Source organism: Actinocrinis puniceicyclus, from assembly GCF_018283645.1.
In the GTDB taxonomy this organism is placed as follows: Bacteria; Actinomycetota; Actinomycetes; order Streptomycetales; family Catenulisporaceae; genus Actinocrinis; species Actinocrinis puniceicyclus.
The window spans coordinates 1-25,647 of sequence record NZ_JAGSXH010000085.1; the positions used below are offsets into that span (position 1 = coordinate 1).

General features: G+C 68.8%; 18 protein-coding genes, 1 tRNA gene and 1 pseudogene. 1 reads left to right on the forward strand and 19 read right to left on the reverse strand.

The features are described 5' to 3' along the window. The 19 genes and pseudogenes from KGA66_RS20600 to KGA66_RS20690 all read right to left on the reverse strand — a co-directional run. A pseudogene (locus KGA66_RS20600) lies at positions 1 to 1,175 on the reverse strand (hypothetical protein); the annotation flags it as partial. A 179-nt stretch (positions 1,176 to 1,354) separates the two neighbouring features. After that, positions 1,355 to 2,539 carry an alpha/beta hydrolase gene (locus KGA66_RS20605; RefSeq protein WP_211469821.1) on the reverse strand — a complete coding sequence of 395 codons (1,185 nt, stop codon included), beginning with the start codon at positions 2,537 to 2,539 and terminating at the stop codon, positions 1,355 to 1,357. A gap of 212 nt (positions 2,540 to 2,751) precedes the next feature. Continuing rightward, on the reverse strand, positions 2,752 to 3,945 hold the full coding sequence (gene tuf / locus KGA66_RS20610) for an elongation factor Tu (RefSeq protein ID WP_211469822.1): 1,194 nt from the start codon (positions 3,943 to 3,945) through the stop codon (positions 2,752 to 2,754). Between the two features lie 79 nt (positions 3,946 to 4,024). After that, complete coding sequence (gene fusA / locus KGA66_RS20615) at positions 4,025 to 6,133, reverse strand: elongation factor G (RefSeq protein ID WP_211469823.1); 2,109 nt, start codon at positions 6,131 to 6,133, stop codon at positions 4,025 to 4,027. A 46-nt stretch (positions 6,134 to 6,179) separates the two neighbouring features. Then, the gene (gene rpsG, locus KGA66_RS20620; protein WP_211469824.1) at positions 6,180 to 6,650 is read right to left on the reverse strand and encodes a 30S ribosomal protein S7; all 471 of its coding nucleotides are present in this window, start codon (positions 6,648 to 6,650) and stop codon (positions 6,180 to 6,182) included. Continuing rightward, complete coding sequence (rpsL, locus tag KGA66_RS20625) at positions 6,650 to 7,024, reverse strand: 30S ribosomal protein S12 (RefSeq protein WP_211469825.1); 375 nt, start codon at positions 7,022 to 7,024, stop codon at positions 6,650 to 6,652. The genes rpsG and rpsL overlap by 1 nt, the downstream gene beginning before the upstream one ends. A 487-nt stretch (positions 7,025 to 7,511) precedes the next feature. Next, on the reverse strand, positions 7,512 to 9,002 hold the full coding sequence (locus tag KGA66_RS20630; protein ID WP_211469826.1) for a protein kinase domain-containing protein: 1,491 nt from the start codon (positions 9,000 to 9,002) through the stop codon (positions 7,512 to 7,514). 99 nt (positions 9,003 to 9,101) lie between these two features. Continuing rightward, positions 9,102 to 9,479 (reverse strand): hypothetical protein, encoded by a 378-nt coding sequence (locus KGA66_RS20635; protein ID WP_211469827.1) that lies wholly within the window; start codon positions 9,477 to 9,479, stop codon positions 9,102 to 9,104. Between the two features lie 98 nt (positions 9,480 to 9,577). Continuing rightward, entirely contained in the window at positions 9,578 to 9,979 is a 402-nt protein-coding gene (locus KGA66_RS20640) for a hypothetical protein (RefSeq protein ID WP_211469828.1), read from the reverse strand. 296 nt (positions 9,980 to 10,275) lie between these two features. Beyond that, a complete protein-coding gene (locus KGA66_RS20645) occupies positions 10,276 to 14,148 on the reverse strand; it encodes a DNA-directed RNA polymerase subunit beta' (RefSeq protein ID WP_211469829.1) in 3,873 nt (1,290 codons plus the stop codon). 145 nt (positions 14,149 to 14,293) lie between these two features. Beyond that, positions 14,294 to 17,818 (reverse strand): DNA-directed RNA polymerase subunit beta, encoded by a 3,525-nt coding sequence (gene rpoB, locus KGA66_RS20650; RefSeq protein WP_211469830.1) that lies wholly within the window; start codon positions 17,816 to 17,818, stop codon positions 14,294 to 14,296. Between the two features lie 786 nt (positions 17,819 to 18,604). Next, positions 18,605 to 18,988 carry a 50S ribosomal protein L7/L12 gene (gene rplL, locus KGA66_RS20655; protein WP_211469831.1) on the reverse strand — a complete coding sequence of 128 codons (384 nt, stop codon included), beginning with the start codon at positions 18,986 to 18,988 and terminating at the stop codon, positions 18,605 to 18,607. A 45-nt stretch (positions 18,989 to 19,033) separates the two neighbouring features. Next, a complete protein-coding gene (gene rplJ / locus KGA66_RS20660) occupies positions 19,034 to 19,606 on the reverse strand; it encodes a 50S ribosomal protein L10 (RefSeq protein ID WP_211469832.1) in 573 nt (190 codons plus the stop codon). Positions 19,607 to 19,981: 375 nt separating this feature from the next. Continuing rightward, positions 19,982 to 20,851 carry an SCO4651 family lipoprotein gene (locus KGA66_RS20665; RefSeq protein WP_211469833.1) on the reverse strand — a complete coding sequence of 290 codons (870 nt, stop codon included), beginning with the start codon at positions 20,849 to 20,851 and terminating at the stop codon, positions 19,982 to 19,984. A gap of 240 nt (positions 20,852 to 21,091) precedes the next feature. Next, positions 21,092 to 21,802, reverse strand: coding sequence for a 50S ribosomal protein L1 (gene rplA / locus KGA66_RS20670; protein ID WP_211469834.1), 711 nt, complete (start codon positions 21,800 to 21,802; stop codon positions 21,092 to 21,094). Between the two features lie 108 nt (positions 21,803 to 21,910). Beyond that, positions 21,911 to 22,342 carry a 50S ribosomal protein L11 gene (gene rplK / locus KGA66_RS20675; RefSeq protein ID WP_211469835.1) on the reverse strand — a complete coding sequence of 144 codons (432 nt, stop codon included), beginning with the start codon at positions 22,340 to 22,342 and terminating at the stop codon, positions 21,911 to 21,913. A 170-nt stretch (positions 22,343 to 22,512) separates the two neighbouring features. Next, a complete protein-coding gene (nusG, locus tag KGA66_RS20680) occupies positions 22,513 to 23,250 on the reverse strand; it encodes a transcription termination/antitermination protein NusG (protein ID WP_438822066.1) in 738 nt (245 codons plus the stop codon). Positions 23,251 to 23,399: 149 nt separating this feature from the next. Further along, entirely contained in the window at positions 23,400 to 23,714 is a 315-nt protein-coding gene (gene secE / locus KGA66_RS31775; RefSeq protein WP_211469838.1) for a preprotein translocase subunit SecE, read from the reverse strand. 314 nt (positions 23,715 to 24,028) lie between these two features. After that, positions 24,029 to 24,101, reverse strand: a tRNA-Trp gene (locus KGA66_RS20690). Between the two features lie 282 nt (positions 24,102 to 24,383). Between KGA66_RS20690 and KGA66_RS20695 the strand changes: the two genes are divergently transcribed. Continuing rightward, the gene (locus tag KGA66_RS20695; protein ID WP_211469836.1) at positions 24,384 to 25,598 is read left to right on the forward strand and encodes a pyridoxal phosphate-dependent aminotransferase; all 1,215 of its coding nucleotides are present in this window, start codon (positions 24,384 to 24,386) and stop codon (positions 25,596 to 25,598) included. The last annotated feature ends 49 nt before the right edge of the window (positions 25,599 to 25,647 follow it).

Genomic DNA, 25,647 nt, shown 5'->3' on the forward strand with positions numbered 1-25,647 from the left:
TTCAGCGCCGCGTTCCCGCCCGCGGCCGCTGCGCCGTTGCCGCCGTACGCCGCGATCGTGCCGACGTTGACGATGCCGCGGGCCGCGATGAACAGCGGATTGCCGCCCGGCCCTCCGGCGCCGCCCGCATAGGTGCCGTCACCCGCGCCGGCGCCACCGCTCGCGCCTCCGGCGAAGTAGTGCGGGGCTCCCGTGCCGTCCGTCACCGACAGTGTCGCGACCTGTGGCAGCGCCCGCGGCAGAGTGCCACCCGGCATCCTGTTCGGCGGGTTCGCGGTGCCGCCGGCTCCGCCCGCCGTGCCCGAGCCGTTCTTTCCTCCCGCGCCGCCTACGGCCGTCGCACCCTTGCCCCACGTGCCGATCACCGACGTCCCCGCGGCCCCGGTGGCGTTCGCCGTGCTACCGGCCGGCGAGTTCGCGCCGGGCACCAGCGATCCCCAGGTCAGGTTGGAACCGGCCTTCGCGCCGCTCGCGGGCGAGTTCACGTAGGTCACGATGTAGCCGCCGTTGTTCGTCAGCGTGCCGGAGCAGTACAGCCGGAACGCAGCGGTACCCCCGCCGGCCAGTTGCAGCGTGCATCCCGGGGCGATGGTGAGTGAAGAGGCGTAGATGTCGCGCAGCGCCCAGTAGTAGTTGGCCTGTGAGCCGCGGCCGATGAAACCGTACGTGTTGGTCCCGTCCAGGACGATCGCGCCGTCGCTGCCGTCACCGTATACGCCGTAGCCGCCGCCGTACTGCAGCGCGCCCTGACCGTACACCGTCGTGCCCAGGTCGGGCGTGAGGAAGCAGGCCACCGTAGCGGCGTTCGCGGCGAGAGGGAGCGCGGGCTGTGAACCGGACGGTAGCCAGGTGACGTTCATGAAGGTCACGCTGTGCCCACCGGTCGAGTCCTGCGTGATGACGACAGTCGGCTCGATCGTCACCATGGGGCTCGGCGCGGTGCCCGAGTACGTGAACGTGAAGCGCGTCGTGCCGGTCACCGTGGCGGTGAAGGTATCCGCTTGCGCCAGATCCAGCGTCACATCTCCGGATACTGAGTTCAGTGCCAGCGTGGTGCCGGGCGCTGTCGCAGTGGCAGCGGCGTCGGCTGCCGGTGCGGCGATCACGGATTCGGCGAGCGCGATGCCCGGCAGTCCCATGGTGGTGAACAGCATCGAGCGACGAGAAGTAGGCACCGAAAGCCCGCCTTCAGTTGAAGTGGACAGGTCAGGTGAGGAGGCTCATTCCGAGCTCGTGGCACGATTCCCCCCGCACGCCGCCGAATGCTACTCCGGTGGCCTGATGCGCGTCGTCGTGGCCTGATGCCGGTCGGCGGGGGCAGGGCCGACGCCGTGAGCGCTCGGGCGGCTGTCGCTCACTGGGCCGGGGCCAGCGTGTTGGTCAGCCATTTCAGCGCGTCGGGCACGTCGTTGTACCAGGTGTTGAAGTTGTGCCCGCCGATGTCCGAGATGTCGGTGGTGATGAGCGTCGGCGGCTTGGCGAGGCCGACGAACTGCATGGTGGCGGAGTAGTTCTCGTCGCCCTGCCTGCTGGCGGTCAGGAACAGGGACACCGGCGGCGAGGGCAGATGCCTGATGCGCCACATCAGGTCGTTCTCGTTGCGCACGTCCTGGCTGTCGCCGTAGAGCGTGCCGGTGGTGCTGTCCTGGAGCGCGGCGAAGTAGCCTGAGATCGAGGCGCCGGCGGCGAACCGGTCCGAGTAGAGCATCGGGATCTTGACCGCGCAGTAGCCGCCGGTCGAGTCGCCCACCACGCCCCAGTACCTGGCCCCGGACTGCACCCGGTAAGCGCTCTGCACGGCCGTGGGGATGTCCTCGACCCAGAAGGTCAGCGCCTGCGGGCCGCCGGGCACGTCGGTGCACTCGGTGTCGCGTCCGGACACGATCATCGGGGTGAGCATGATCAGCACGACGGGCCGGTCGGCTCCGTCCTGGATTCCGGCGAGCAGCCTGGCCGGGAACCGCAGCCGGGTGGACATCTCGTCGGCCGAGCCGGGGAAGCCGGAGGGCACCAGCGCGGCCGGGAATCTGAGGTTCTCGTACTTGGGCTGGAAGTACTGCGGTGGCAGGTAGATCTGGACGTTCTGGGTCAGGCCGCTTCGCGGTCCGGTGATCTTCACGTACTGGATCTGGCCGTACTTCTTCGGGTCCGATCCGCCGAGCAGCGCCGAGCCGCCCTTGCCGTCGACGACGAGCGCGGTGTTCCGGCCGGATGGACCGCCGGGGACGGCGGACACGTTCCCGCCGGCGCTCGCCACGGCGGCGACGGGGCTTGGCTGGGCCATGGTGATGGTGTTCTTGGGGTGCAGCGTCCCGAACAGGTCGCTCCAGGAGGCGTAGAACTCGAAGTCGGCGTTGACCAGCGCCGCGAACAGGGCGAGCGCGGACAGTTGCGCCACGGCGAACAGGCCCACCCGCCCCGCGACCGGCTTGACGCCGCTGCCGCCCAGGCGCGGCCACAGCACGATGACGCCGGCGAACAACGCGAGGGTGATGATCGCCAGCAGCGTGAGAAAGGGCGCACCGTCCAGGCTGAGCACGCGGCATCCACCTTCGTCGAACCGTCTTCACCGGGCCCGGTGCGATCGCTGACACGCGACACTCGTAACTTCCGCTGCTTGTACAGGACGCAATGACCTGATGCGCAGTTGCGCGCTCGCCTCGTGGACGCGAGCACGAAGCGGCCCGGGACTCCGTGGAGTCCCGGGCCGCTCGGTGTTCCTGTTCGAGCCCTACCGCCAGACCGCCGGTGCTACTTGACGATCTTGGTGACCCGACCGGCGCCGACGGTGCGACCGCCCTCGCGAATCGCGAAGCGCAGGCCCTCCTCCATGGCGATCGGCTGGATCAGCGCGACCGACATCTCGGTGTTGTCGCCCGGCATGACCATCTCGGTGCCCTCGGGGAGGGTCACCACCCCGGTCACGTCGGTGGTGCGGAAGTAGAACTGCGGACGGTAGTTGTTGAAGAACGGCGTGTGCCGACCGCCCTCGTCCTTGGACAGGATGTAGACCTGGCCCTCGAAGTCGGTGTGCGGGGTGATCGAACCGGGCTTGACCACGACCTGGCCGCGCTCGACGTCGTCGCGCTTGGTGCCGCGCAGCAGCAGGCCGACGTTCTCGCCCGCCTGGCCCTCGTCGAGCAGCTTGCGGAACATCTCCACGCCGGTGACCGTCGTGGTCTGCTTCTGCTCGCGGATGCCGACGATCTCGACCGTCTCGTTGACCTTGATCACGCCGCGCTCGATACGACCGGTGACCACGGTGCCGCGGCCGGTGATCGTGAAGACGTCCTCGATCGGCATGAGGAACGGCTTGTCGATCTCGCGCTCCGGCTGCGGGATGGCCTCGTCGACCGCGTCGAGCAGGCCGAGCAGCTTCTCGCTCCAGTCAGGGTCGCCCTCGAGCGCCTTGAGCGCGGAGACACGCACGACCGGCAGGTCGTCGCCCGGGAACTCGTACTCGCTCAGCAGCTCGCGGACCTCGAGCTCGACGAGCTCGAGGATCTCCTCGTCGTCCACCATGTCGGCCTTGTTCAGCGCGACCACGATGTAGGGCACGCCGACCTGGCGGGCCAGCAGCACGTGCTCCTTGGTCTGCGGCATCGGGCCGTCGGTCGCGGCGACCACCAGGATCGCGCCGTCCATCTGCGCGGCACCGGTGATCATGTTCTTGATGTAGTCCGCGTGACCGGGGCAGTCGACGTGCGCGTAGTGGCGCTTCTCGGTCTGGTACTCGACGTGCGCGATCGAGATGGTGATGCCGCGCTGGCGCTCTTCCGGGGCCTTGTCGATCTGGTCGAACGCAGAGGCCTGGTTCAGCGTCGGGTACTTGTCGTGCAGCACCTTGGTGATCGCCGCGGTGAGCGTCGTCTTGCCGTGGTCGATGTGACCGATGGTGCCGATGTTGACGTGCGGCTTAGTCCGCTCGAACTTCGCCTTCGCCACGATGTCCTCCTGTGGACGGGTGCGGTGCCGGATCGCTCAGGCTGAGCGCCCGGCGGCTTAACGGTGGTATCGGCTTGGGCTACTCGCCGCGCGCCTTCTTCACGATCTCCTCCGCGATGTTCCGGGGAACCTCGGCGTAGGAGTCGAACTGCATGCTGTAGGAGGCCCGGCCCGAGGTCTTCGACCGCAGGTCGCCGACGTAGCCGAACATCTCCGACAGCGGCACCAGGGCCTTGACGACCCGGGCGCCGAACCGCTCCTCCATGGCCTGGATCTGGCCACGGCGGGAGTTCAGGTCGCCGATCACGTCGCCGAGATAGTCCTCGGGCGTGGTGACCTCGACCGACATCATCGGTTCGAGCAGCGCGGGGCTCGCCTGGCGGGCGGCCTCCTTGAACGCCATCGAACCGGCGATCTTGAACGCGAGCTCCGAGGAGTCGACCTCGTGGTACGCGCCGTCCTGCAGGGTGACCTTGACGCCGACCAGCGGGTAGCCCGCCAGCACGCCGAACTCCATGGCCTCCTGGCAGCCCGTGTCCACGGACGGGATGTACTCCCGCGGGATGCGTCCGCCGGTGACCGCGTTGACGAACTCGTAGCCCTCGCCGCTCTCGATCGGCTCGATGCCGATGATCACCCGCGCGTACTGGCCGGAGCCGCCGGTCTGCTTCTTGTGCGTGTACTCGACCTTCGGCACGGCCCTGCGGATGGTCTCCCGGTAGGCGACCTGCGGCTTGCCGACGTTGGCCTCGACCTTGAACTCGCGGCGCATGCGGTCCACCAGGATCTCCAGGTGGAGCTCGCCCATGCCGGCGATGATGGTCTGGCCGGTCTCCTCGTCCGTGCGCACCTGGAAGGAGGGGTCCTCCTCGGCCAGGCGCTGGATCGCGGTGCCGAGCTTCTCCTGGTCGCTCTTGGTCTTCGGCTCGATGGCGACCGAGATGACCGGGGCCGGGAAGTTCATCGACTCGAGCACCACCGGGTGCGCCTGGTCGCAGAGCGTCTCGCCGGTCGTGGTGTCCTTCAGACCCATGACCGCGACGATGTCGCCCGCGCCGACCGAGGGGATCTCCTCGCGCTTGTTCGCGTGCATCCGGTAGATCTTGCCGATGCGCTCCTTGCGGCCCTTGACCGAGTTGAGCACCGAGGAGCCCGTCTCCAGCCGGCCGGAATACACCCGGACGAAGGTGAGCTTGCCCAGGTGCTGGTCGGTCATGATCTTGAACGCCAGCGCCGAGAGCGGCTCGGCGTCCGAGGGCTTGCGCTGGATGACGGCCTCCTCGTCATTCACCGCGTGGCCCTCGATCGCCTCGACGTCCAGCGGGGACGGCAGGTAGCGCACGATCGCGTCGAGCAGCGGCTGCACGCCCTTGTTCTTGAACGCGGTGCCGCAGAAGACCGGGGTCAGCGACGAGGCCAGGGTGGCCCGCCGGATGCCCGCGTAAAGCTGCTCCACGGTGGGCTCCTGGCCCTCCAGGTACAGCTCCATCAGTTCCTCGTCGGCCTCCGCGGAGGTCTCGACGAGCCGGTCGCGCCACTCGGCGGCCGCCTCGGTGTGCGTGGCCGGGATGTCGACGACGTCGTACATCTCGCCCAGCTTCGCCTCGGCGTTCCAGACCAGGGCCTTCATCGTCACCAGGTCGATGACGCCCTTGAAGTCCGCCTCGGCACCGATCGGCAACTGCATGACCAGCGGCACGGCGTTCAAGCGCGAGACGATCATGTCCACGCAGCGGTGGAACTCCGCGCCGGTGCGGTCCAGCTTGTTGACGAAGCAGATGCGGGGCACGCCGTACCGGTTGGCCTGGTTCCAGACCGTCTCGGACTGCGGCTCCACGCCGGCCACGCCGTCGAAGACCGCGACCGCGCCGTCGAGGACGCGCAGCGAGCGCTCGACCTCGATGGTGAAGTCCACGTGACCCGGGGTGTCGATGATGTTGATGGTGTGGTCGACGTCGTCCGTCTTCCAGTGGCAGGTGACGGCGGCGGAGGTGATGGTGATCCCCCGCTCCTGCTCCTGCTCCATCCAGTCGGTGGTGGCGGCGCCGTCGTGGACCTCGCCGATCTTGTAGCTCATGCCCGTGTAGTACAGGATGCGCTCGGTCGTGGTGGTCTTACCGGCGTCGATATGCGCCATGATGCCGATGTTGCGGACCTTGGCGAGGTCGAGCGCGGCGTTCGTGGCCATGGTGGCTCTGCTACTTTCGCGAGTCGGTTAAGGGTTGCTGCCGTGACTACCAGCGGTAGTGGGCAAAGGCCTTGTTGGCCTCAGCCATCTTGTGGGTGTCCTCGCGCCGCTTGACGGAGGCGCCCAGACCGTTGGAAGCGTCCAGTAGCTCGTTCATCAGCCGCTCGGTCATCGTCTTCTCGCGGCGGGCGCGGGAGTAGGTGACCAGCCAGCGCAGCGCCAGCGTGTTCGAGCGGCCGGCGCGCACCTCGACGGGGACCTGGTAGGTCGCGCCGCCGACGCGGCGGGACTTGACCTCGATCGCCGGCTTGACGTTCTCCAGCGCGCGCTTGAGCGTGATGACCGGGTCGGTGCCGGTCTTCTCGCGGCAGCCCTCCAGCGCCCCGTAGACGATGCGCTCGGCGGTGGAGCGCTTGCCGTCCAGCAGGACCTTGTTCACCAGGGAGGTGACCAGGGGGGAGTTGTAGACCGGGTCGATGACGACCGGGTGCTTCGGCGCGGGGCCCTTGCGAGGCATTACTTCTTCTCCTTCTTGGCGCCGTAGCGGCTGCGAGCCTGCTTGCGGTTCTTCACACCCTGGGTGTCGAGCGACCCACGGATGATCTTGTAGCGGACGCCGGGAAGGTCCTTGACTCGGCCGCCACGCACGAGCACGATCGAGTGCTCCTGCAGGTTGTGGCCGACGCCGGGGATGTATGCGGTGACCTCGATGCCGCTGGACAGGCGCACGCGGGCGACCTTCCGCAGGGCCGAGTTCGGCTTCTTGGGCGTGGTCGTGTAGACGCGGGTACACACACCGCGCCGCTGCGGGCTGCCCTTGAGCGCAGGAGTCTTGGTCTTGGTGACCTTGTCCTGCCGGCCCTTGCGGACCAGTTGCTGAATCGTGGGCACTGCTACTCCGTATTCCATTCGTGCCAAGCCTTCAGCCGGGCGCCATGTCCTCGCGGGCAGGGCTGCGGCCAGGCGTTCCTCTGGCGAAATTGTCTTGTTGACGCTGCACCCGGTTTCGGCGCGATGTCCGGATTCTCCGACCCACGCGGTCGGGTGTGTCGCGACTGTCTCTCAGGAACCCGACCCTGACATCGTGGGTCGCCGCGCCCGTGAGAGCTCCGTGCGATCCCAAGAGGGACTGATCGCGAGCACTAGCAGAAGCCTCTAGTCGCGCGCACGGACAGCCGGGGACACCCCAGGCACAAGGTGAGAGCGTACCGACGGGCCGTGCCTCCGGTCAAAACGGCCATCCATCCGGCGACCGCGGCGAGGGGCTCGCCCACACCCGCTCTATTCTCGCATGCCGGAATGCGTGGACAAATTCCTTATCCGGCAGGGCGATCGCACCCACACCGAACACCCGCCGATACGGCACCGGCCGTCGAGGTCACTGCGCCGCTGTACCGCCCGGCATCTGGGCCGCCTGCGACTGACTCCCCGGTCCGGCGCTGGCACTCGAAGCGGGCGCACCGGAGCCGCTGGGCGACGCGGGAACGCCGCCACCGCCGCCACTGCCGCCGCCGCTCGTCGGCGTCGAGCCCGTCGGTACACCGCTCGGCGACGGCGAGCCGCCCGTCGCGCTGGCCGCCGGCGAGCTCGGCGCCTGGCTGGTCGCGGCCGTGCTCGGCGGAGCGGGCGAGGTCGAGCCGGTCCTGTGCCCGAAGGTCGGGGCGGGCTGGCTGGCCACGGTGCTGACCGTGCCGTCCGGCAGGTCGACCGTCCCCGGGCTGCTGGACGGGACCACCGGGTTCAGTCCGCCTGGGCCGGCGGGGTGGGAGTTGAGGTTCGCCAGCAGCAGGCCGAGGCCGGCCAGCAGCGCCGCGACGAGCAGCCCCAGACCGAGCCAGGCGCCGCGTCTGCGGTCAGGCTCGGGCCGTGCGACGCGGGCCGCAGCCGCGCCCGCCATCGGAGCATCGATCACCTGTGTCTGCGCCGGGATCGCCGCGATCCCGGGCAGCGTGTCCCCGGCGCGTTCGCTTGCAGCGAACGGCAGGAAGCGCTCTTCCGCCTGCGCGGCCGTGGGCCGGCGGGCGGGATCGTGGGACAGCATCTGTCCAAGCAGGACGGCGAACCCGGCGGGCGCCCCGGCCTCCAGAAGCGGCCGCTGATCGACCTCGGCGCCCTCCCGCCCGCCGGGGCGTTCATCCTCGGCCGGCTCGTCCGGTGCCTCGTCCTGTGCCTCGTCCCGGCCCTTCGGCGCGCCGCCCGCGGCCTCGGTGCCCGCCGCGACGTACTCGGGTGCGGCGCCGACAGTCGCCTCCCACAGCATGAACGCGAGCGCATAGACATCCTCGGGTGCGCCGGCGGGCAGTTCGCGCTCGCCCGCGTCGTCGTCCTCGCCCTCCAGTGGGTCCGCTTCCGCGGCCGCGACCGGCTCCACGTCGTCCAGGCCGACATCGAAGATCTTGACCTGCCGGTCGTCGTGGATCGCGACGCTTTCCGGGCTCAGCGCGCCGTGCGCGATGCCGATCTCGTGCAGCGCGGCCAGCGCGGAACTGATCTGCCGGCCCCAGTCCGCGGCGCGCTGCCACGGATGCAACCCGCCGGCCATGATCTGACCGAGCGTGCGTCCCTCAGTCCATTCTGAGATCGCATAGCCGACCGCGCCGCCGCGCAGTTCGTCAGCCGTCCCCATGTCGTACACCGCGGCGACGCCCGGGTGGTTGAGCCGGGCGATCGTGCTGAGCGCCGCCCGCGCGACCGCGACCGACCCCTGTTGTCCGCCCTCATCGCCGACGGCGGTTTCGATGCGCGCGGTGACCGGGCGTGCCAGCCGCTCGTCGTAGGCCTGCCAGCGCTCCGCCGTGCCGGCCGAGCCCACGAACCGGTCCAGCCGGTACCGGTCAGCCAGCAGATCACCAGGCCGGCCGAGCGTCATCGGCGCGCCTCCCAGGAGCGAGAGTTCAGGTTGTCGCGAGTCATCGTGCCACGTCCGACGTGTGCCCACTGTCAGTCGCCACGCACAGGAGCAGGACTGCTACTTCACTGTGACCATGACGTTGGTGATGTCGATGTAGATGTGCAACGCGAGGTACAACAGCACCGCGCTCCACACGATCACGTACAACCATCCCAGCCGCCTTGCCCACACCGCCAGTGGCATGCCGTCGAGCGCTCCGCCCGAGGCCTCGATCTGGTGCAGCGCGGCTCGGGCCCGGCGTACCGCCATCAGCCCGCCGAGGACCGGCAGCAGCCAGCCGACGGTCGCGAACGCCATCGCCACGACCGCCGCGGGCGCCGTCTTACGCACGCTCCCCGGTGCGGGAGGTATCCCCCTGTGACCGGCGGCCGGCACCGCGCCCGCCGGAGGTTGATAACGGGGGCGGCCGAGCTCGTCATCGCCCTCGGTACTCATAGGGTGACCATAGCGCGTGGCAGGCCGCTGCGAACGCTCCACGGACAGGACCCCTGCCCGCGGCGCCCACCGCGGCCCGCGCACGCGCCGGCGCCCGCTCAGCCGGCCTGGGCCGGAATCCGGGCCACGCTCGCCGCGGCGAGGCCGAACTGCTCCAGTTCCTTGTTCCACCGCCGGTGCACGTTGACCTTGGTGGGCTTGGACCGGCCCGGGAGCATCAGGTAGAGCTTGCTCCAGATCAGACCCTTCTTCACCCGGACAATCGCCCCGGCCTGCACGGGGACGACCGCCACGATCTCCTTCGGCCGGTTCGCCATGCGCCCGGCCCGGTTCACTATCACGCTGGTGTTGGTCAGCGTGACGAAGTAGTACTTGCGCAACGCCTGCACGACGATGTTGTCAATCCACGGGCTCGGCCCCGTCATGCCGTGAACGCAACAGGCGAACTGCTCTCCCGCCGGCGCGACCGCGGACAGGTTCTCGATGATCTGCTTGCGCATTCCCGCTTTGGTAAAGGCCACGGCTGATCCCCTCGACTCGATGGACTTCTCGGCTCTCGCCGCGGCAGCCGCGGCGAGACCAGGCGAAGCTACCGAGTCGGCGGCATGAATCAAAGCGTTGTTCCGAAACTGTGTCCGAACTCGAAGGCACCGCGCCCGAGTGGGAGCCGGTTCAGAGGCGTTCACCCGACACGACATCGCGCCCCCGGCCGCGGCCCTGGGTCGAACCAGGACCGCGGAACCGGGGGCGCGGTGTCAGTACGCTGTGGCCCTGATCGGGCCGGCCTTCGCCTGCGTCAGCCGGCGTAGCCGCCGAAGTCGTACTCCTCCAGCGGGACGGCCTGGCCGGAACCCACGCCGAACGGCGCGTAGTCCAGGTCGTCGTAGCCCGCCAGCGAGTACATCTGCGCCTTGGCCTCCTCCGTCGGCTCCACCTTGATGTTGCGGTAGCGGTGCATGCCCGTGCCGGCCGGGATCAGCTTGCCGATGATCACGTTCTCCTTCAGGCCCACCAGCGAGTCCGACTTGCCGTGGATCGCGGCGTCGGTCAGCACCCGGGTGGTCTCCTGGAAGGAGGCCGCGGACAGCCACGAGTCGGTCGCCAGCGACGCCTTCGTGATGCCCATCAGCTGCGGACGGCCCGAGGCCGGCTGACCGCTCTCGGAGATGACCCTGCGGTTCTCCTCCTCGAACTTGCCGCGCTCGACCAGGTCGCCCGCCAGCAGTTCCGAGTCGCCGGTCTCGATGATCGTCACCCGGCGCAGCATCTGCCGGACGATGATCTCGATGTGCTTGTCGTGGATCGACACACCCTGCGAGCGGTAGACGCTCTGGACCTCCTGGACCAGGTGCACCTGCACCGCCCGCTGGCCGAGCACGCGCAGCACGTCGTGCGGGTTCGCCGCGCCCTGGACCAGCTTCTGGCCCACGGTGACGACCTCGCCCTCGCTCACCAGCAGCCGGGACCGCTTGGAGACCGGGTAGGCGATCTCCTCCGAGCCGTCGCCCGGCACGATCACGATCTTGCGGGTGCGCTCGGTGTCCTCGATCTTGACCACGCCCGCCGCCTCGGCGATCGGGGCGACACCACGCGGGGTGCGCGCCTCGAACAGCTCGATGACACGCGGCAGACCCTGCGTGATGTCGTCACCGGCCACACCACCGGTGTGGAAGGTGCGCATGGTCAGCTGGGTGCCGGGCTCGCCGATGGACTGCGCCGCGATGATGCCGACCGCCTCGCCGACGTCCACCAGCTTGCCGGTGGCCAGGCTGCGGCCGTAGCACATCGCGCACGTGCCGACCTTCGACTCGCAGGTCAGGACGCTGCGGACCTTGACCTCGAACACGCCGTGCTTGATCAGCTCGCCGATCGCCACGTCGCCGAGGTCGGCGCCCGCCTGGATCAGCGTCTTGCCTTCCATCACGACGTCCTCGGCGAGGTTGCGCGAGTAGACCGAGGACTCGACGTCGTCGGCGCGCCGCAGCGTGCCGTCCGCGCCCGGGGCCGCGATCTGCATCATGATGCCGCGCTCGGTGTTGCAGTCCTCCTCGCGGATGATCACGTCCTGCGACACGTCCACCAGACGCCGGGTCAGGTAACCCGAGTCGGCGGTACGCAGCGCCGTGTCCGCGAGGCCCTTGCGCGCACCGTGCGTGGAGATGAAGTACTCCAGCACGGTCAGACCCTCGCGGAAGGACGCCTTGATCGGACGCGCGATGGTCTCGTTCTTGGCGTTCGACACCAGGCCACGCATACCGGCGATCTGCCGCATCTGCATGATGTTCCCTCGGGCGCCCGAGTCGACCATCATGAAGATCGGGTTCTCCCGCGAGAAGTTGGCCTCCATCGCCTTGGCCACCTCGTTGGTCGCCTCGGTCCAGATGGAGATCAGCTCCTGCTGGCGCTCGTCCTTGGTGATCAGACCGCGCTCGAACTGCTTCTGGACCTTGTCGGCCTTCGTCTCGTAGCCCTCAAGGATCTGCGCCTTGGCCGGCGGCACCACGATGTCCTCGATCGCGATGGTGACGCCGGAACGGGTGGCCCAGTAGAAGCCCGCCGCCTTCAGGTTGTCCAGGGTCATCGCGACCTGGACCTTCGGGTAGCGCTCCGCCAGGTCGTTGACGATGGCGGACAGCTGCTTCTTCGAGATCGGCTCGTTGACGTACGGGTAGTCCAGCGGCAGCGCCTCGTTGAACAGCGCCCGGCCGAGAGTGGTCTTGAGCCGGAACGGCTGCCCCGACTCCCAGTCGTCCGGCGCGGTCCAGCCGCGCGGCGGCACCGCCTCGATCAGCCGCAGGTCGATCGGAGCCTGAAGGTCGAGTTCCTTGGCGTCGAAGGCCATGATCGCCTCGCCGACCGAACCGAAGAAGCGGCCGTCGCCGGTCACGTTCTGCCGGTCCATGGTCAGGAAGAACAGCCCCAGCACCATGTCCTGCGTCGGCGCGGTGATCGGGCGCCCGTTGGCCGGCGACAGGATGTTGTTCGAGGACAGCATCAGGATGCGGGCCTCGGCCTGCGCCTCCGCGGACAGCGGCAGGTGCACGGCCATCTGGTCGCCGTCGAAGTCCGCGTTGAACGCGGTGCACACCAGCGGGTGGATCTGGATCGCCTTGCCCTCGACCAGCTGCGGCTCGAAGGCCTGGATGCCCAGGCGGTGCAGCGTGGGCGCGCGGTTGAGCAGCACCGGGTGTTCGGTGATGACCTCTTCCAGCACGTCCCACACGACCGAGCGGGCCCGCTCGACCATACGCTTGGCCGACTTGATGTTCTGCGCGTGGTTCAGGTCCACCAGGCGCTTCATCACGAACGGCTTGAACAGCTCCAGCGCCATCGCCTTGGGCAGGCCGCACTGGTGCAGCTTGAGCTGCGGGCCGACCACGATGACCGAACGGGCCGAGTAGTCCACCCGCTTGCCCAGCAGGTTCTGCCGGAACCGGCCCTGCTTGCCCTTGAGCATGTCGCTCAGCGACTTCAGGGGCCGGTTGCCCGGACCGGTCACCGGGCGGCCGCGGCGGCCGTTGTCGAACAGCGCGTCCACGGCCTCCTGCAGCATCCGCTTCTCGTTGTTCACGATGATCTCGGGCGCGCCGAGGTCGAGCAGACGCTTGAGCCGGTTGTTGCGGTTGATGACCCGGCGGTACAGGTCGTTCAGGTCCGAGGTGGCGAACCGGCCGCCGTCGAGCTGCACCATCGGGCGCAGGTCCGGCGGGATGACCGGGACGCAGTCCAGCACCATGCCGTTGGGCGAGTTGTTGGTCTGCAGGAACGCCGAGACGACCTTCAGCCGCTTGAGCGCACGGGTCTTCTTCTGGCCCTTGCCGGTGCGGATCACCTCGCGCAGCGACTCGGCCTCGGCGTCCAGGTCGAAGGTCTCCAGCCGCTTCTGCAACGCGGCCGCGCCCATCCCGCCGGAGAAGTACAGGCCGAAGCGGTCCCGCATCTCCCGGTACAGGATCTCGTCGCCCTCAAGGTCCTGGACCTTGAGGTTCTTGAACCGGGTCCAGACCTCGTCGAGCCGGTCCAGCTCGCGCTGCGCCCGGTCGCGGATCTGCTTCATCTCCCGCTCGCCGGACTCGCGCACCTTGCGCCGCTGGTCGGCCTTGGCCCCCTCGGCCTCCAGGGCCGCGAGGTCCTCCTCCAGCTTCTTCTGCCGGGCCTCGAGGTCGGCGTCGCGCCGCTGCTCCAGCTGCTGGCGCTCCACCGAGACCTTGGCCTCCAGGGAGGGCAGGTCGCGGGTGCGCCGCTCGTCGTCCACCCAGGTGATCATGTAGGCGGCGAAGTAGATGACCTTCTCCAGGTCCTTCGGCGCCAGGTCGAGCAGATAGCCGAGCCGGGACGGGACGCCCTTGAAGTACCAGATGTGCGTGACCGGGGCGGCCAGCTCGATGTGGCCCATCCGCTCGCGGCGCACCTTGGCCCGGGTGACCTCGACGCCGCAGCGCTCGCAGATGATGCCCTTGAAACGGACCCGCTTGTACTTACCGCAGTAGCACTCCCAGTCCCGGGTGGGACCGAAGATCTTCTCGCAGAACAGGCCGTCCTTCTCAGGCTTCAGGGTCCGGTAGTTGATGGTCTCCGGCTTCTTGACCTCGCCGAAGGACCACTGGCGGATGTCCTCCGCAGTGGCAAGCCCAATGCGGAGCTCGTCGAAGAAGTTGACGTCAAGCACGTGTGTCAATCCTTATGGTTCGTCCCGCTTCGAGGGGGAAGGCCCGCGACGGGAACAAGTGAATCCATGATTCGGGAGTCTCGGGCCGCCGGCCGGGCGCTGCCGGCCGCGTCGCGCGGACGGGCGCCTGTCCGGCGACCAAGACTCAGACTTCTTCGACGCTGCTCGGCTCCCGCCGGGACAGGTCGATACCCAGCTCTTCAGCGGCACGGAAAACGTCCTCGTCCGTGTCGCGCAGTTCGATGTTGTTGCCGTCCGAGGAGAGGACCTCGACGTTCAGGCACAACGACTGCATCTCCTTGATGAGCACCTTGAAGGACTCGGGGATGCCCGGCTCCGGGATGTTCTCGCCCTTGACGATGGCCTCGTAGACCTTCACGCGGCCGAGCACGTCGTCGGACTTGATGGTCAGCAGTTCCTGCAGCGCGTAGGCCGCGCCGTAGGCCTCCAGCGCCCACACCTCCATCTCGCCGAAACGCTGGCCGCCGAACTGGGCCTTACCGCCCAGCGGCTGCTGCGTGATCATCGAGTAGGGGCCGGTGGAGCGGGCGTGCAGCTTGTCGTCGACCAGGTGGTGCAGCTTGAGGATGTACATGTAGCCGACCGAGATCGGGTACGGGAACGGCTCGCCGGAGCGCCCGTCGAACATCCGCGCCTTGCCCGAGCTGCCGACCAGCTGCACCCCGTCGCGGTTCGGCAGGGTGGAGCCGAGCAGGCCGGTGATCTCGTCCTCGCGGGCGCCGTCGAAGACCGGGGTCCCGACGTTGGTGCCCGGCTCGGCGTGGTCCGCTCCGATCGAGCGCAGCCGGTCCTTCCACTCCTCGTCGTCGCCCTCGACCTGCCAGCCGGTCTTGGCCACCCAGCCGAGGTGGGTCTCCATGACCTGGCCGGGGTTCATCCGGGAGGGCACGCCCAGCGGGTTGAGGATGATGTCCACCGGAGTGCCGTCCTCGAGGAACGGCATGTCCTCCTGCGGCAGGATCTTGGCGATGACGCCCTTGTTGCCGTGCCGGCCGGCCAGCTTGTCGCCGTGGGTGATCTTGCGCTTCTGCGCCACGTACACCCGCACCAGCTGGTTGACGCCCGGCGGCAGTTCGTCGCCCTCGTCGCGGTCGAAGATCCGCACGCCGATGACCTTGCCCTCTTCGCCGTGCGGCACCTTGAGGGAGGTGTCACGCACCTCGCGGGCCTTCTCCCCGAAGATCGCGCGCAGCAGCCGCTCCTCCGGGGTCAGCTCGGTCTCGCCCTTGGGCGTGACCTTGCCGACCAGGATGTCGCCGGGCACCACGTCCGCGCCGATCCGGATGATGCCGCGGTCGTCGAGGTCCGCGAGCACCTCCTCGGAGACGTTCGGGATGTCCCGCGTGATCTCCTCGGGGCCGAGCTTGGTGTCACGCGCGTCGACCTCGTGCTCCTCGATGTGGATGGAGGACAGGACGTCCTCCTGCACCAGGCGCTGCGAGAGGATGATCGCGTCCTCGTAGTTGTGGCCCTCCCAGGGCATGAACGCCACCAGGAGGTTCTTGCCCAGCGCCATCTCGCCCTGCTGGGTGCACGGGCCGTCGGCGAGCACCTGGCCGACCTCGACCCGGGCGCCCTCGTCCACGATCACCTTCTGGTTGAAGGAGGTGCCCTGGTTCGAGCGCTGGAACTTGGCCACCCGGTAGGTGGTCTGGGTGCCGTCGTCGTTGGTGGTCGTCACGTAGTCGGCGGTCACCTCGGTGACGACGCCCGGCTTCTGCGCGGCGACCACGTCGGCGGCGTCCACCGCGGCGCGGTACTCCATGCCGGTGCCGACCAGCGGGGCCTCGCTGCGCAGCAGCGGCACCGCCTGGCGCATCATGTTCGCGCCCATCAGCGCGCGGTTGGCGTCGTCGTGCTCCAGGAACGGGATCATCGCGGTCGCGACCGACACCATCTGCCGCGGCGAGACGTCCATGTAGTCGATCTCGCTGCCGGGAAGGTAGTCCACCTCGCCGCCGCGGCGGCGCACCAGGACGCGGTCGTCCGCGAAGGTGTCGTCGGCGGTCAGCGTCGAGTTCGCCTGCGCGATGATGAACCGGTCCTCCTCGTCCGCGGTCAGGTAGTCGACCTGGTCGGTGACCCGGCCGTCGACCACCTTGCGGTACGGGGTCTCCACGAAGCCGAAGGCGTTGATCCGCCCGTACGAGGCCAGCGAGCCGATCAGGCCGATGTTCGGGCCTTCAGGGGTCTCGATGGGGCACATGCGGCCGTAGTGCGAGGGGTGCACGTCGCGCACCTCGAAGCCGGCCCGCTCACGGGAAAGGCCGCCGGGGCCGAGCGCCGAGAGGCGCCGCTTGTGCGTCAGGCCGGAGAGCGGGTTGGTCTGGTCCATGAACTGCGAGAGCTGGCTGGTGCCGAAGAACTCCTTGATGGAGGCGACGACCGGCCGGATGTTGATCAGGGTCTGCGGCGTGATCGCCTCGACGTCCTGGGTGGTCATCCGCTCGCGCACGACGCGCTCCATGCGCGCCAGGCCGGTGCGGACCTGGTTCTGGATCAGCTCGCCGACGGTGCGCAGGCGGCGGTTGCCGAAGTGGTCGATGTCGTCCACCTCGACCACGACGGTCGGCGCGCGCCGTGCCGATTCCGCGCCGTCCGCCGCCTGGCGAGCCGGTGCCATCTCGGTCTCGCCCGCGTGCAGCTTCACCATGTACCGGATCGTGGCGACGATGTCGTCCACGGTCAGCACGCCCTGGTCCAGGCCCTGGTCCACGCCGAGCTTCTTGTTGATCTTGTATCGGCCGACCTTGGCCAGGTCGTAGCGCTTGGAGTTGAAGTACAGGTTCTCCAGCAGGTTCTGCGCGGCCTCGCGCGTCGGCGGCTCGCCCGGACGCAGCTTGCGGTAGATGTCGAGCAGCGCGTCGTCCTGGGTCGCGGTGTGGTCCTTCTCCAGGGTCAGCCGCATCGACTCGTAGTCGCCGAACTCCTCCAGGATCTTCGCGTCGTCCCAGCCGAGCGCCTTGAGCAGCACGGTGACGTTCTGCTTGCGCTTGCGGTCGATGCGCACACCCACGGTGTCGCGCTTGTCGATCTCCAGCTCGAGCCAGGCGCCGCGAGACGGGATCACCTTGGCGTTGAACACGTCCTTGTCGCTGGTCTTGTCCACGGAGCGCTCGAAGTACACGCCGGGCGAGCGCACCAGCTGGGAGACCACCACGCGCTCGGTGCCGTTGATGATGAAGGTGCCCTTGTTGGTCATGAGCGGGAAGTCGCCCATGAAGACCGTCTGGGACTTGATCTCGCCGGTCTCGTTGTTGGTGAACTCGGCGGTGACGAACAGCGGAGCGGCGTACGTGAAGTCGCGCTCCTTGCACTCGTCGATGGAGTACTTCGCCGGCTCGAAGCGATGGTCACGGAAGGTCAGCGACATCGATCCGGAGAAGTCCTCGATGGGCGAGATCTCCTCGAAGATCTCCTCGAGGCCTGAGGCGGCGGGCACGGCGACGCCCTGGGCCCGGGCCGCGGCGACCCGGTCCTTCCACGCCTGGTTCCCGACCAGCCAGTCGAAACTCTCGGTCTGCAGGGCGAGGAGGTTGGGAACCTCTAGAGGCTCGCGGATCTTGGCGAAGGAGACCCTGCGGGGGGCGGTGCTGGAGGCGTTCTGGTTAATACCGTTCACGGCGGTGCGCGAGGCGACGGTGGCCAAGGTGACGGGGTCCTTCCGAGGGCTCGGACTCACTGCGCGCCGCCGGGGGATCGTTCACTGCCCCGCTGGAATGACGCCTTTGGGATCGGTCGGCCTGGTCGGTGGAGGAGTGACCGGCCGATTCCGCAGCGTGCGGGGAGGACAGAAGGCAGCGCAAACGAGCAGTGTAGCCGAAAGGCCAACTGCTGTCGAGCCCGGTTCCTCGACTGCTCGAAGTCCCAGGTCAGCGGCTGGGCCGGAGAGCGGGGCGGTCCTCCGCGCCCAGCGCCCTCTCGAGTCCGCCCGCAACGGGCGCCTCACGGCCACCGCGTGCGCCACACGGATCCTCGGATATCCGCCGCGCACGGGGAGCAAACTATCCCTCGCCACCGACAGGAGCTCGAACACAGGTCCTCGCACCGGTCCGACTCGACCCGCGGCACGGTCCCGGCTTGCGCTGCCTCCGGACCGGTCGCGGTGCAACCAGACGTCCGAAGAATCGCGCGCCCAGGGCTTTTCGTCAAGAGTTACCGGGCGCCAGGAGTGTCTACCCGCCGGTCAGGGGCCGACCTGCATGATCGGTCGGACCCGGGACCCCGCGGACATTCCCTCGCGCGAGTGAACTTTTTGGCTCTTTCGGGTGCCCAGGGCCATCAGTGTATGGAAACAGGACGCGCCGCGCGAGAGGGGGCGCGCGCCGGAGTCAGTGCGACGACGCGTGGGGGCGCGATCCCAGCGGATCGCGCCCCCACGGCGGCGGTCGGCGGGCGGCGAAGAGGCTCGCCGGGCCCGCCAATCGGTTGACGGCTACTTGACGGTGACGCCGGCGCCGACGTCCTTCAGCGCGGCCGCGGCCTTCTCGGCGGCCTCCTTGTTGACCTTCTCGAGCAGCGGCTTGGGCGCGCCGTCGACCAGGTCCTTGGCCTCCTTGAGGCCCAGCGAGGTCAGCTCGCGCACGACCTTGATGACCTGGATCTTCTTCTCGCCGGCGGACTCGAGGATGACGTCGAACTCGTCCTGCTCGACGACCTCCTCGACCGCGGCGGCCGGGCCGGCCTGGATCACGGCGGCGGCCGGGGCGGCGGCCTTGACGTCGAAGGTGTCCTCGAACAGCTTCACGAACTCGGACAGCTCGATCAGCGTCATCTCCTTGAAGGACTCAAGGAGCTCTTCGTTGCTCAGCTTCGCCATGACGGCGTTCCTTTCGGTGAAAAGACGTACGGGGTGGGGGCGGGACTACTGCTCTGCGGGCGCGTCGGACGGCACTGCGTCGGACGGCTCGGACGCGGAAGCACCCTGCTCGACCTTGGCGCGCAGCGCGTCCGCGGTGCGGGCGAACTGGGACAGCGGCGCCTGGAACAGCGCCGCGGCGTTCGCCAGCGTCGCCTTCATCGCGCCGGCCGCCTTGGCCAGCAGCACCTCGCGCGACTCAAGGTCGGCGAGTTTGGTGACCTCGGCGGCGGACAGCGGCTTGCCGTCCATCACCCCGCCCTTGATCACCAGCAGCGGGTTCGCCTTCGCGAAGTCGCGCAGCCCCTTGGCCGCCTCCACCGGGTCGCCCTTGATGAAGGCGATCGCGGAGGGTCCGGCCAGCAGCTCGTCCAGACCGGCGATGCCGACCTCGGCGGCCGCACGCTTGGTCAGGGTGTTCTTCACGATGGCGTACTGGGTGTCCGCGCCCAGGGAGCGACGCAGCTGCTTGAGCTGCTTCACGGTGAGCCCGCGGTACTCGGTCAGCAGCGCCGCGCTGGAGCCACGGAACTGCTCCGTGATCTCCTCGACGGCGGCCTGACGCTCAGCCTTCGCCATGGCCCTCCTTCCGGGACGGTCGGTTTGGTCGACCGCCGGCTCCGCGAAGGCCCGCCCGCCCGCGCGAGCGAAAGGCTCGCCGGGAAAACGGAAAAGCCCCGGCGCAAGCGCACGGGGCGAACCGCGCCACCGGCATGCCTGTCGAACGGCACGAGGGGACGCGAGGAACCACTCCACACACCTGCGCGGGCCGCCTGCCTGGTGTCCCGCTCCGGAGAGAGGGCACCGCGCAGGACCTTCGGCGGTCAGTCCGTCCGGCGTGAGCCGGGCAGGCTGGTGCGACCAGCGGTCATCGGATTGGTCCCAATGTACGCGACCGCCCGGGCCTGGACCAAATCCGACTTGGTCCCGGCCCGGGCGGCGCCGGATCTTCGGTCAGCTGGGGCTGGAACCCAGGTTGCCCATCATGGAGCTGATGTCGCCGACCTGGTCGGCGGGCGGCGCGCTGATCGAGACCGGCTTGCCCCAGTCCGACAGGTGCATGTCCACCTTCGTCGCGCCCGCGGAGGTGTTGGCGCTGACCGTCTCGCGCACCGGCAGTCCGTCGGAGGAGACCCACACGTCGATGGTCTCCGTGGTCACCCCGCTGGACTTCATGAGGGACTTGAGCTGCGCGATCTGAGCAGGCGTCAGGTTCGTGGCCGCAGCCGAGCCATCGAGGGCCGTGGCGGGGTCCACCGTGCCCGCGTAGTGCACGGCCTGCACGCCGTCCACCGTCTCGGTGCCGACCTTGTGCAGGTCGCCGGAGGCCAGCAGCGGCTGCAACTGCTGCGCCGGGTCGATGTTCTTCGCGGAGCTCAGCAGCGACTGGAGGCTGGAGCCGAGGGCTCCCATCGAGGACAGGTCGATCTTCGCCCAGGGCTTGCCCCCGAGCATCGCGCTGAACTGCGGCATCTTCATGTAGATCGTGTTGCCGACGAGGATCTCGGACATGTCCACGCTGGGCAGGTGCATCGTCATCGACATGGCGAGCGGGTCGAACTGCTCCTGGCTGCTCAACGTTCCGCTGCCCGCACCGGTGTCTATGGTGCCGGTGACGCGCACGGTCTTGTCGTTCGACGCCTTGGTCAGCGCGGCCTTGATGAAAGCGGCCGGAGAGAGCTGCGCCGCGCTGGAGCCCCCGCCCCCGCCGCCGCCGGCGGCCGAGCCGCCCGTGTTACTCGATCCGCCGCTGCCGGTGCACCCGGCGATCGCGGCCAGTCCGAGGGCCGCGGCTCCCGCTGTGAGGCCGATTCTCTTGTGCATGTGACAGAACCCTCCCAAGGGCGAGGGGCACTTCCCCTCGTCGGTCCACGATCCACGCTACGCCGTCCCACCGACGCGGGAAGAGGTCCGAAGAGGACTGAAACCGTACGGCGACATTCGCCCGAAAGGGCAAACCGGCGCGCAAAGAAGCGGCCCCGCACCCACACCGGATGACCGGAGCGGGCGCGGGGCCGCCGGACGCCGCGCGCGTGCCCTCGTATCAGGGCCCGTAAGGATGCGTCAGGACTCGTCGCTGAGCAGGGAGCGGGTGCGGTTCGGATCCACCGGAATGCCCGGGCCCATCGTGGTGGTGAAGGTGACCTTCTTCAGGTACCGGCCCTTGGCGGCCGACGGCTTGACCCGCAGCACCTCGTCGAGCGCGGCGGCGTAGTTCTCCACCAGCTGCTCGTCGCTGAACGAGGTCTTGCCGATGATCAGGTGCAGGTTCGAGTGCCGGTCCACCCGGAACTCGATCTTGCCGCCCTTGATCTCGCCCACTGCCTTGGCCACGTCCGGGGTGACGGTGCCGACCTTCGGGTTGGGCATCAGGCCGCGCGGGCCGAGCACCCGGCCGAGCCGGCCGACCTTGCCCATCAGGTCGGGGGTGGCGACCACCGCGTCGAAGTCGAGGAAGCCCTTGGAGACCTCGTCGATCAGCTCGTCGCCGCCGACGAAGTCGGCGCCCGCGGCGCGGGCGGCCTCGGCACGGTCACCGGTGGCGAAGACCAGGACCCTGGCGGTCTTACCGGTGCCGTGCGGGAGGATGACGGTCGAACGGACCATCTGGTCGGCCTTGCGGGGGTCCACCCCGAGCCGGAGGGCGACCTCGACGGTCGCGTCGAACTTCACCTTCGAGGTGGTCTTCGCGAGGCGCACCGCCTCCAGCGGGCTGTAGAGCGCCTCGCGGTCCACCGTGGCGGCGGCCGCCTTGTAGTTCTTGCTGCGCTGCATTTTGTCTGCTCCTGAGTTCAGTACCGGCAGTCGTGGTCGCTACGGGCCGCGCGAGGCCCTACCACGGGTTCGGCGAGTGGTTCCGGACCGGGTCGGTCCCGGACCGCGTCAGTCCTGGACGGTCACGCCCATCGAACGCGCGGTGCCGGCGATGATCTTCGCCGCGGCGTCCAGGTCGTTGGCGTTGAGGTCCTCGAGCTTCATCTGCGCGATCTCCCGCACCTGCGCCTGGGTCAGCGTGCCGACCTTGGTCTTGTGCGGCACCGCGCTGCCCTTGTCCAGGCCGGCGGCCTTGAGGATCAGCCGGGCGGCCGGCGGGGTCTTGGTGACGAAGGTGAAGGAACGGTCCTCGAAGACCGAGATCTCCACCGGGACGATCTGCCCGCGCTGCGCCTCGGTGGCCGCGTTGTACTGCTTGCAGAACTCCATGATGTTGACGCCGTGCTGGCCCAGCGCGGGGCCGACCGGCGGAGCCGGGTTCGCCATACCGGCCTTGATCTGCAGCTTGATGATCGCTGCGAGCTTCTTCTTGGGAGGCATGCTCCGGGTCCTTAACTTCTGGGAATGCCGCGTCGCGGCGGCACACGAAAACCCCCGGCGCCTCGCCAGGCACCGTACGGGGCATGGAACAGCGCTCCACGTTACCCGAACGCCGCGGCCCCGGCCAAAACGGTGGCCACAGCCGCGGATCCTCAGGCGGTTGCGCTGCTTCAGTTCTTCTGGATCTGGGTGAAGGACAGCTCCACCGGGGTCTCCCGGCCGAAGATCTCCACCAGGCCCTTGATCTTCTGCGAGTCCGCGTTGATCTCGTTGATCGTGGCCTGGAGCGTGGCGAACGGGCCGTCGATCACGGTCACCGAGTCGCCCACCTCGAAGTCCAGCACCTTGACCTCGACCGGCGCCTTGGGCGCGCCGTCCGGCTGCGGCTGATCCGCCATCAGGATCTTGGCGACCTCGTCGGTGGTCAACGGGAACGGCTCGTGCGCGTTGCCGACGAAGCCGGTCACACCCGGGGTGTTGCGCACCGCGCCCCACGAGTCCGGGGTCAGGTCCATGCGCACCAGCACGTAGCCGGGGAACTTGTTGCGCTTGACCTTCTTGCGCTGCCCGTTCTTGACCTCGACGGCCTCCTCCATGGGCACCTCGATCTGGAAGATGTAATCCTCCATGTTGAGGGACTGGATACGGGTCTCCAGGTTCTGCTTCACCCGGTTCTCGTAGCCCGCGTAGGAGTGCACCACGTACCAGTCGCCGGGCGCACGGCGCAGGGCATCGCGGAACTCGTCCAGCCCGGCCGGTACCGGCGGCTCGGGCACATCCTGCGCTTCAGCCTCGTCGGTCGGGGCCGGCGCGGTCTCGACGGATTCCTCGGCCTCAAGACCGAGACCGGGATCGGCCGCGAAGGGGTCCCGCTCGTCGTACTGCGCCGATTCGGTCATGTCGGACACTGCGGCCTCTACTTCCTTCTGCTCGCGTCTGCACCGTGGGACGCGACACGCACCTGCGCGCCGACATCACACCTCACGGGATCCAGACTAGCCGGTACCGGCGGAACGAACCGCCGTACCGGACGACGCGGCAGCGTGCACCAGCCGGCTCAGCCGAAGACGGCCTGCACGGCGTGGGTCAGGCCGTAGTCGAACAGCGCGATGATCGCGATGATGCACAGCACGAAGACGATGACCACGGAGGTGTACGTCCCCAGCTCGGTGCGGGTCGGCCAGACCACCTTGCGCAGTTCCGCGACGATCTGCCGGTAGTACAGCGCCGGGCTGGCGCGCTTCTTGCGCGGGGCCCGCTTCTCGGCCGAGGACTTGGCCTTCGCCCTGGTCTTGACCCGCTCGGCTCGGCGCTCCGAACGTGATTTGCGCTCGTCGGTCTTTCCGGCGGCCTTTCGCGGCGCCGCGTCCAGCGGCTCCACCTGCGCGGAGGCCCCGTCCAGGTCCTCGGCGTCGCTGCGCGTCTGGCTCACCTGCTACCTCACCCTGATCCATCCGTATGAGTTGCGCCGTGCACCGCACAGCGTACGACGCAAGGCGCGCCAGGGCCACCTTCACTTGTGAAAGCCGCCCTGGTGTGGCTGTCGCTGACTCATGTTTCCCCACTCGCGGGCAAGCGATTCCTGCTGAACGGACGGAAACCGCGCCGCGCCGACCGGGACCGCATCAGACGCGAACGGCGCCGGTCGGTTCGAACCGACCGGCGCCGTTTCAGCTGTTCATCGTGCAGGGCCGGAGGGACTTGAACCCCCAACCCCCGGTTTTGGAGACCGGTGCTCTGCCAATTGAGCTACGACCCTAGGCATGTCCTCAGGACCACGGGGCGGACCTGACGAGGACAACCGAAGTTTAGACACAACGGCCTCGCCGAGTCGAATGGATACGGGCTGACGGGTGCTGACACAGCACGATGACGCCCGTGGGCGCGAGCGGTCTTGAACTGCGCCGCTCTCGGTGCGCAGGCCCTGTCGAACCGAGAACGGCGCTGCGAGGACCCGTCAAGAGGTGACACCATGTCCGGTGTCGGCGGCCGATGTAGACCGCGGCGCACCACAGCAGCAACGACAGCCGGAGCCTGTGCCATGACCCAGTCACCCTTCCCGCGCATCTCGCAACGCATCGGCTCGATCGCCGAGTCGGCGACCTTGGCCGTGGACGCCAAGGCCAAAGCCCTGAAGGCGGCCGGCCGCCCGGTGATCGGTTTCGGCGCGGGCGAACCCGACTTCCCGACCCCCGACTACATCGTCGAGGCCGCCGTCGCCGCGGCCAGGCAGCCGAAGTACCACCGCTACACCCCGGCCGGCGGCCTGCCCGAGCTGAAGGCGGCGATCGCGGCCAAGACGCTGCGCGACTCGAAGGTGTCCTTCGAGCCCGGCCAGATCCTGATCACCAACGGCGGCAAGCAGGCCATCTACAACGCCTTCGCCACCATCCTGGACCCGGGCGACGAGGTCATCGTGCCGACCCCGTACTGGACCACGTACCCGGAGTCGATCCGGCTGGCCGGGGGCGTCCCGGTGGAAGTGCTCGCCGACGAGAGCACCGGCTACCTGGTGAGCGTCGAGCAGCTGGAAGCGGCCCGCACCGAGCGAACCAAGGTGCTGCTGTTCGTCTCGCCGTCGAACCCCACCGGCGCGGTGTACTCCCCCGAGCAGGTCGCCGAGATCGGCCGCTGGGCCGACGAGCACGGAATGTGGGTGCTGACCGACGAGATCTACGAGCACCTGGTCTACGGCGGCGCGCGGTTCTCCTCGATCCTGGCCGCGGTCCCGTCGCTGGCCGAGCGCTGCATCGTGGTCAACGGGGTGGCGAAGACGTACGCGATGACCGGCTGGCGGGTGGGCTGGCTGGCCGGTCCGGCGGACGTGGCCAAGGCGGCCACGAACCTGCAGTCGCACGCCACCTCGAACGTCTCGAACGTCTCCCAGGTCGCCGCGCTCGCGGCGGTGTCGGGTGATCTGTCGGCCGTGCACGAGATGCGTCTCGCCTTCGACCGCCGGCGCCAGACGATCGTGAAGATGCTCAACGAGATCGAGGGCGTCGAGTGCCCGGAGCCGCTGGGCGCGTTCTACGCCTATCCGTCGGTGAAGGGCCTGCTGGGCAAGCAGATCCGCGGCAAGCGCGCCACCACGTCCGCCGAACTGGCCGCGGTGATCCTTGAGGAGGTCGAGGTGGCGGTGGTGCCCGGTGAGGCGTTCGGGCCGTCGGGATACCTGCGCCTGTCCTACGCGCTCGGCGACGACGATCTGGTCGAGGGCATCTCCCGGATCCAGGCGTTGCTGGGCGAGGCCGAGTAGCAGCCGCCGCGGCCGCGGCGCGGAGCATGTGCGGCGAGCATGTGCGGCG

Excerpts from the sequence above, each read along its gene's own strand:
- fusA (WP_211469823.1), bottom strand. The coding sequence starts at position 6,133 with ATGGCCACGAACGCCGCGCTCGACCTCGCCAAGGTCCGCAACATCGGC.
- rpsG (WP_211469824.1), bottom strand. The coding sequence starts at position 6,650 with ATGCCTCGCAAGGGCCCCGCGCCGAAGCACCCGGTCGTCATCGACCCG.
- KGA66_RS20630 (WP_211469826.1), bottom strand. The coding sequence starts at position 9,002 with ATGACGCTCGGCCGGCCTGGTGATCTGCTGGCTGACCGGTACCGGCTG.
- KGA66_RS20635 (WP_211469827.1), bottom strand. The coding sequence starts at position 9,479 with ATGAGTACCGAGGGCGATGACGAGCTCGGCCGCCCCCGTTATCAACCT.
- KGA66_RS20640 (WP_211469828.1), bottom strand. The coding sequence starts at position 9,979 with ATGCGCAAGCAGATCATCGAGAACCTGTCCGCGGTCGCGCCGGCGGGA.
- rplL (WP_211469831.1), bottom strand. The coding sequence starts at position 18,988 with ATGGCGAAGCTGAGCAACGAAGAGCTCCTTGAGTCCTTCAAGGAGATG.
- rplJ (WP_211469832.1), bottom strand. The coding sequence starts at position 19,606 with ATGGCGAAGGCTGAGCGTCAGGCCGCCGTCGAGGAGATCACGGAGCAG.
- KGA66_RS20665 (WP_211469833.1), bottom strand. The coding sequence starts at position 20,851 with ATGCACAAGAGAATCGGCCTCACAGCGGGAGCCGCGGCCCTCGGACTG.
- rplA (WP_211469834.1), bottom strand. The coding sequence starts at position 21,802 with ATGCAGCGCAGCAAGAACTACAAGGCGGCCGCCGCCACGGTGGACCGC.
- rplK (WP_211469835.1), bottom strand. The coding sequence starts at position 22,342 with ATGCCTCCCAAGAAGAAGCTCGCAGCGATCATCAAGCTGCAGATCAAG.
- KGA66_RS20695 (WP_211469836.1), top strand. The coding sequence starts at position 24,384 with ATGACCCAGTCACCCTTCCCGCGCATCTCGCAACGCATCGGCTCGATC.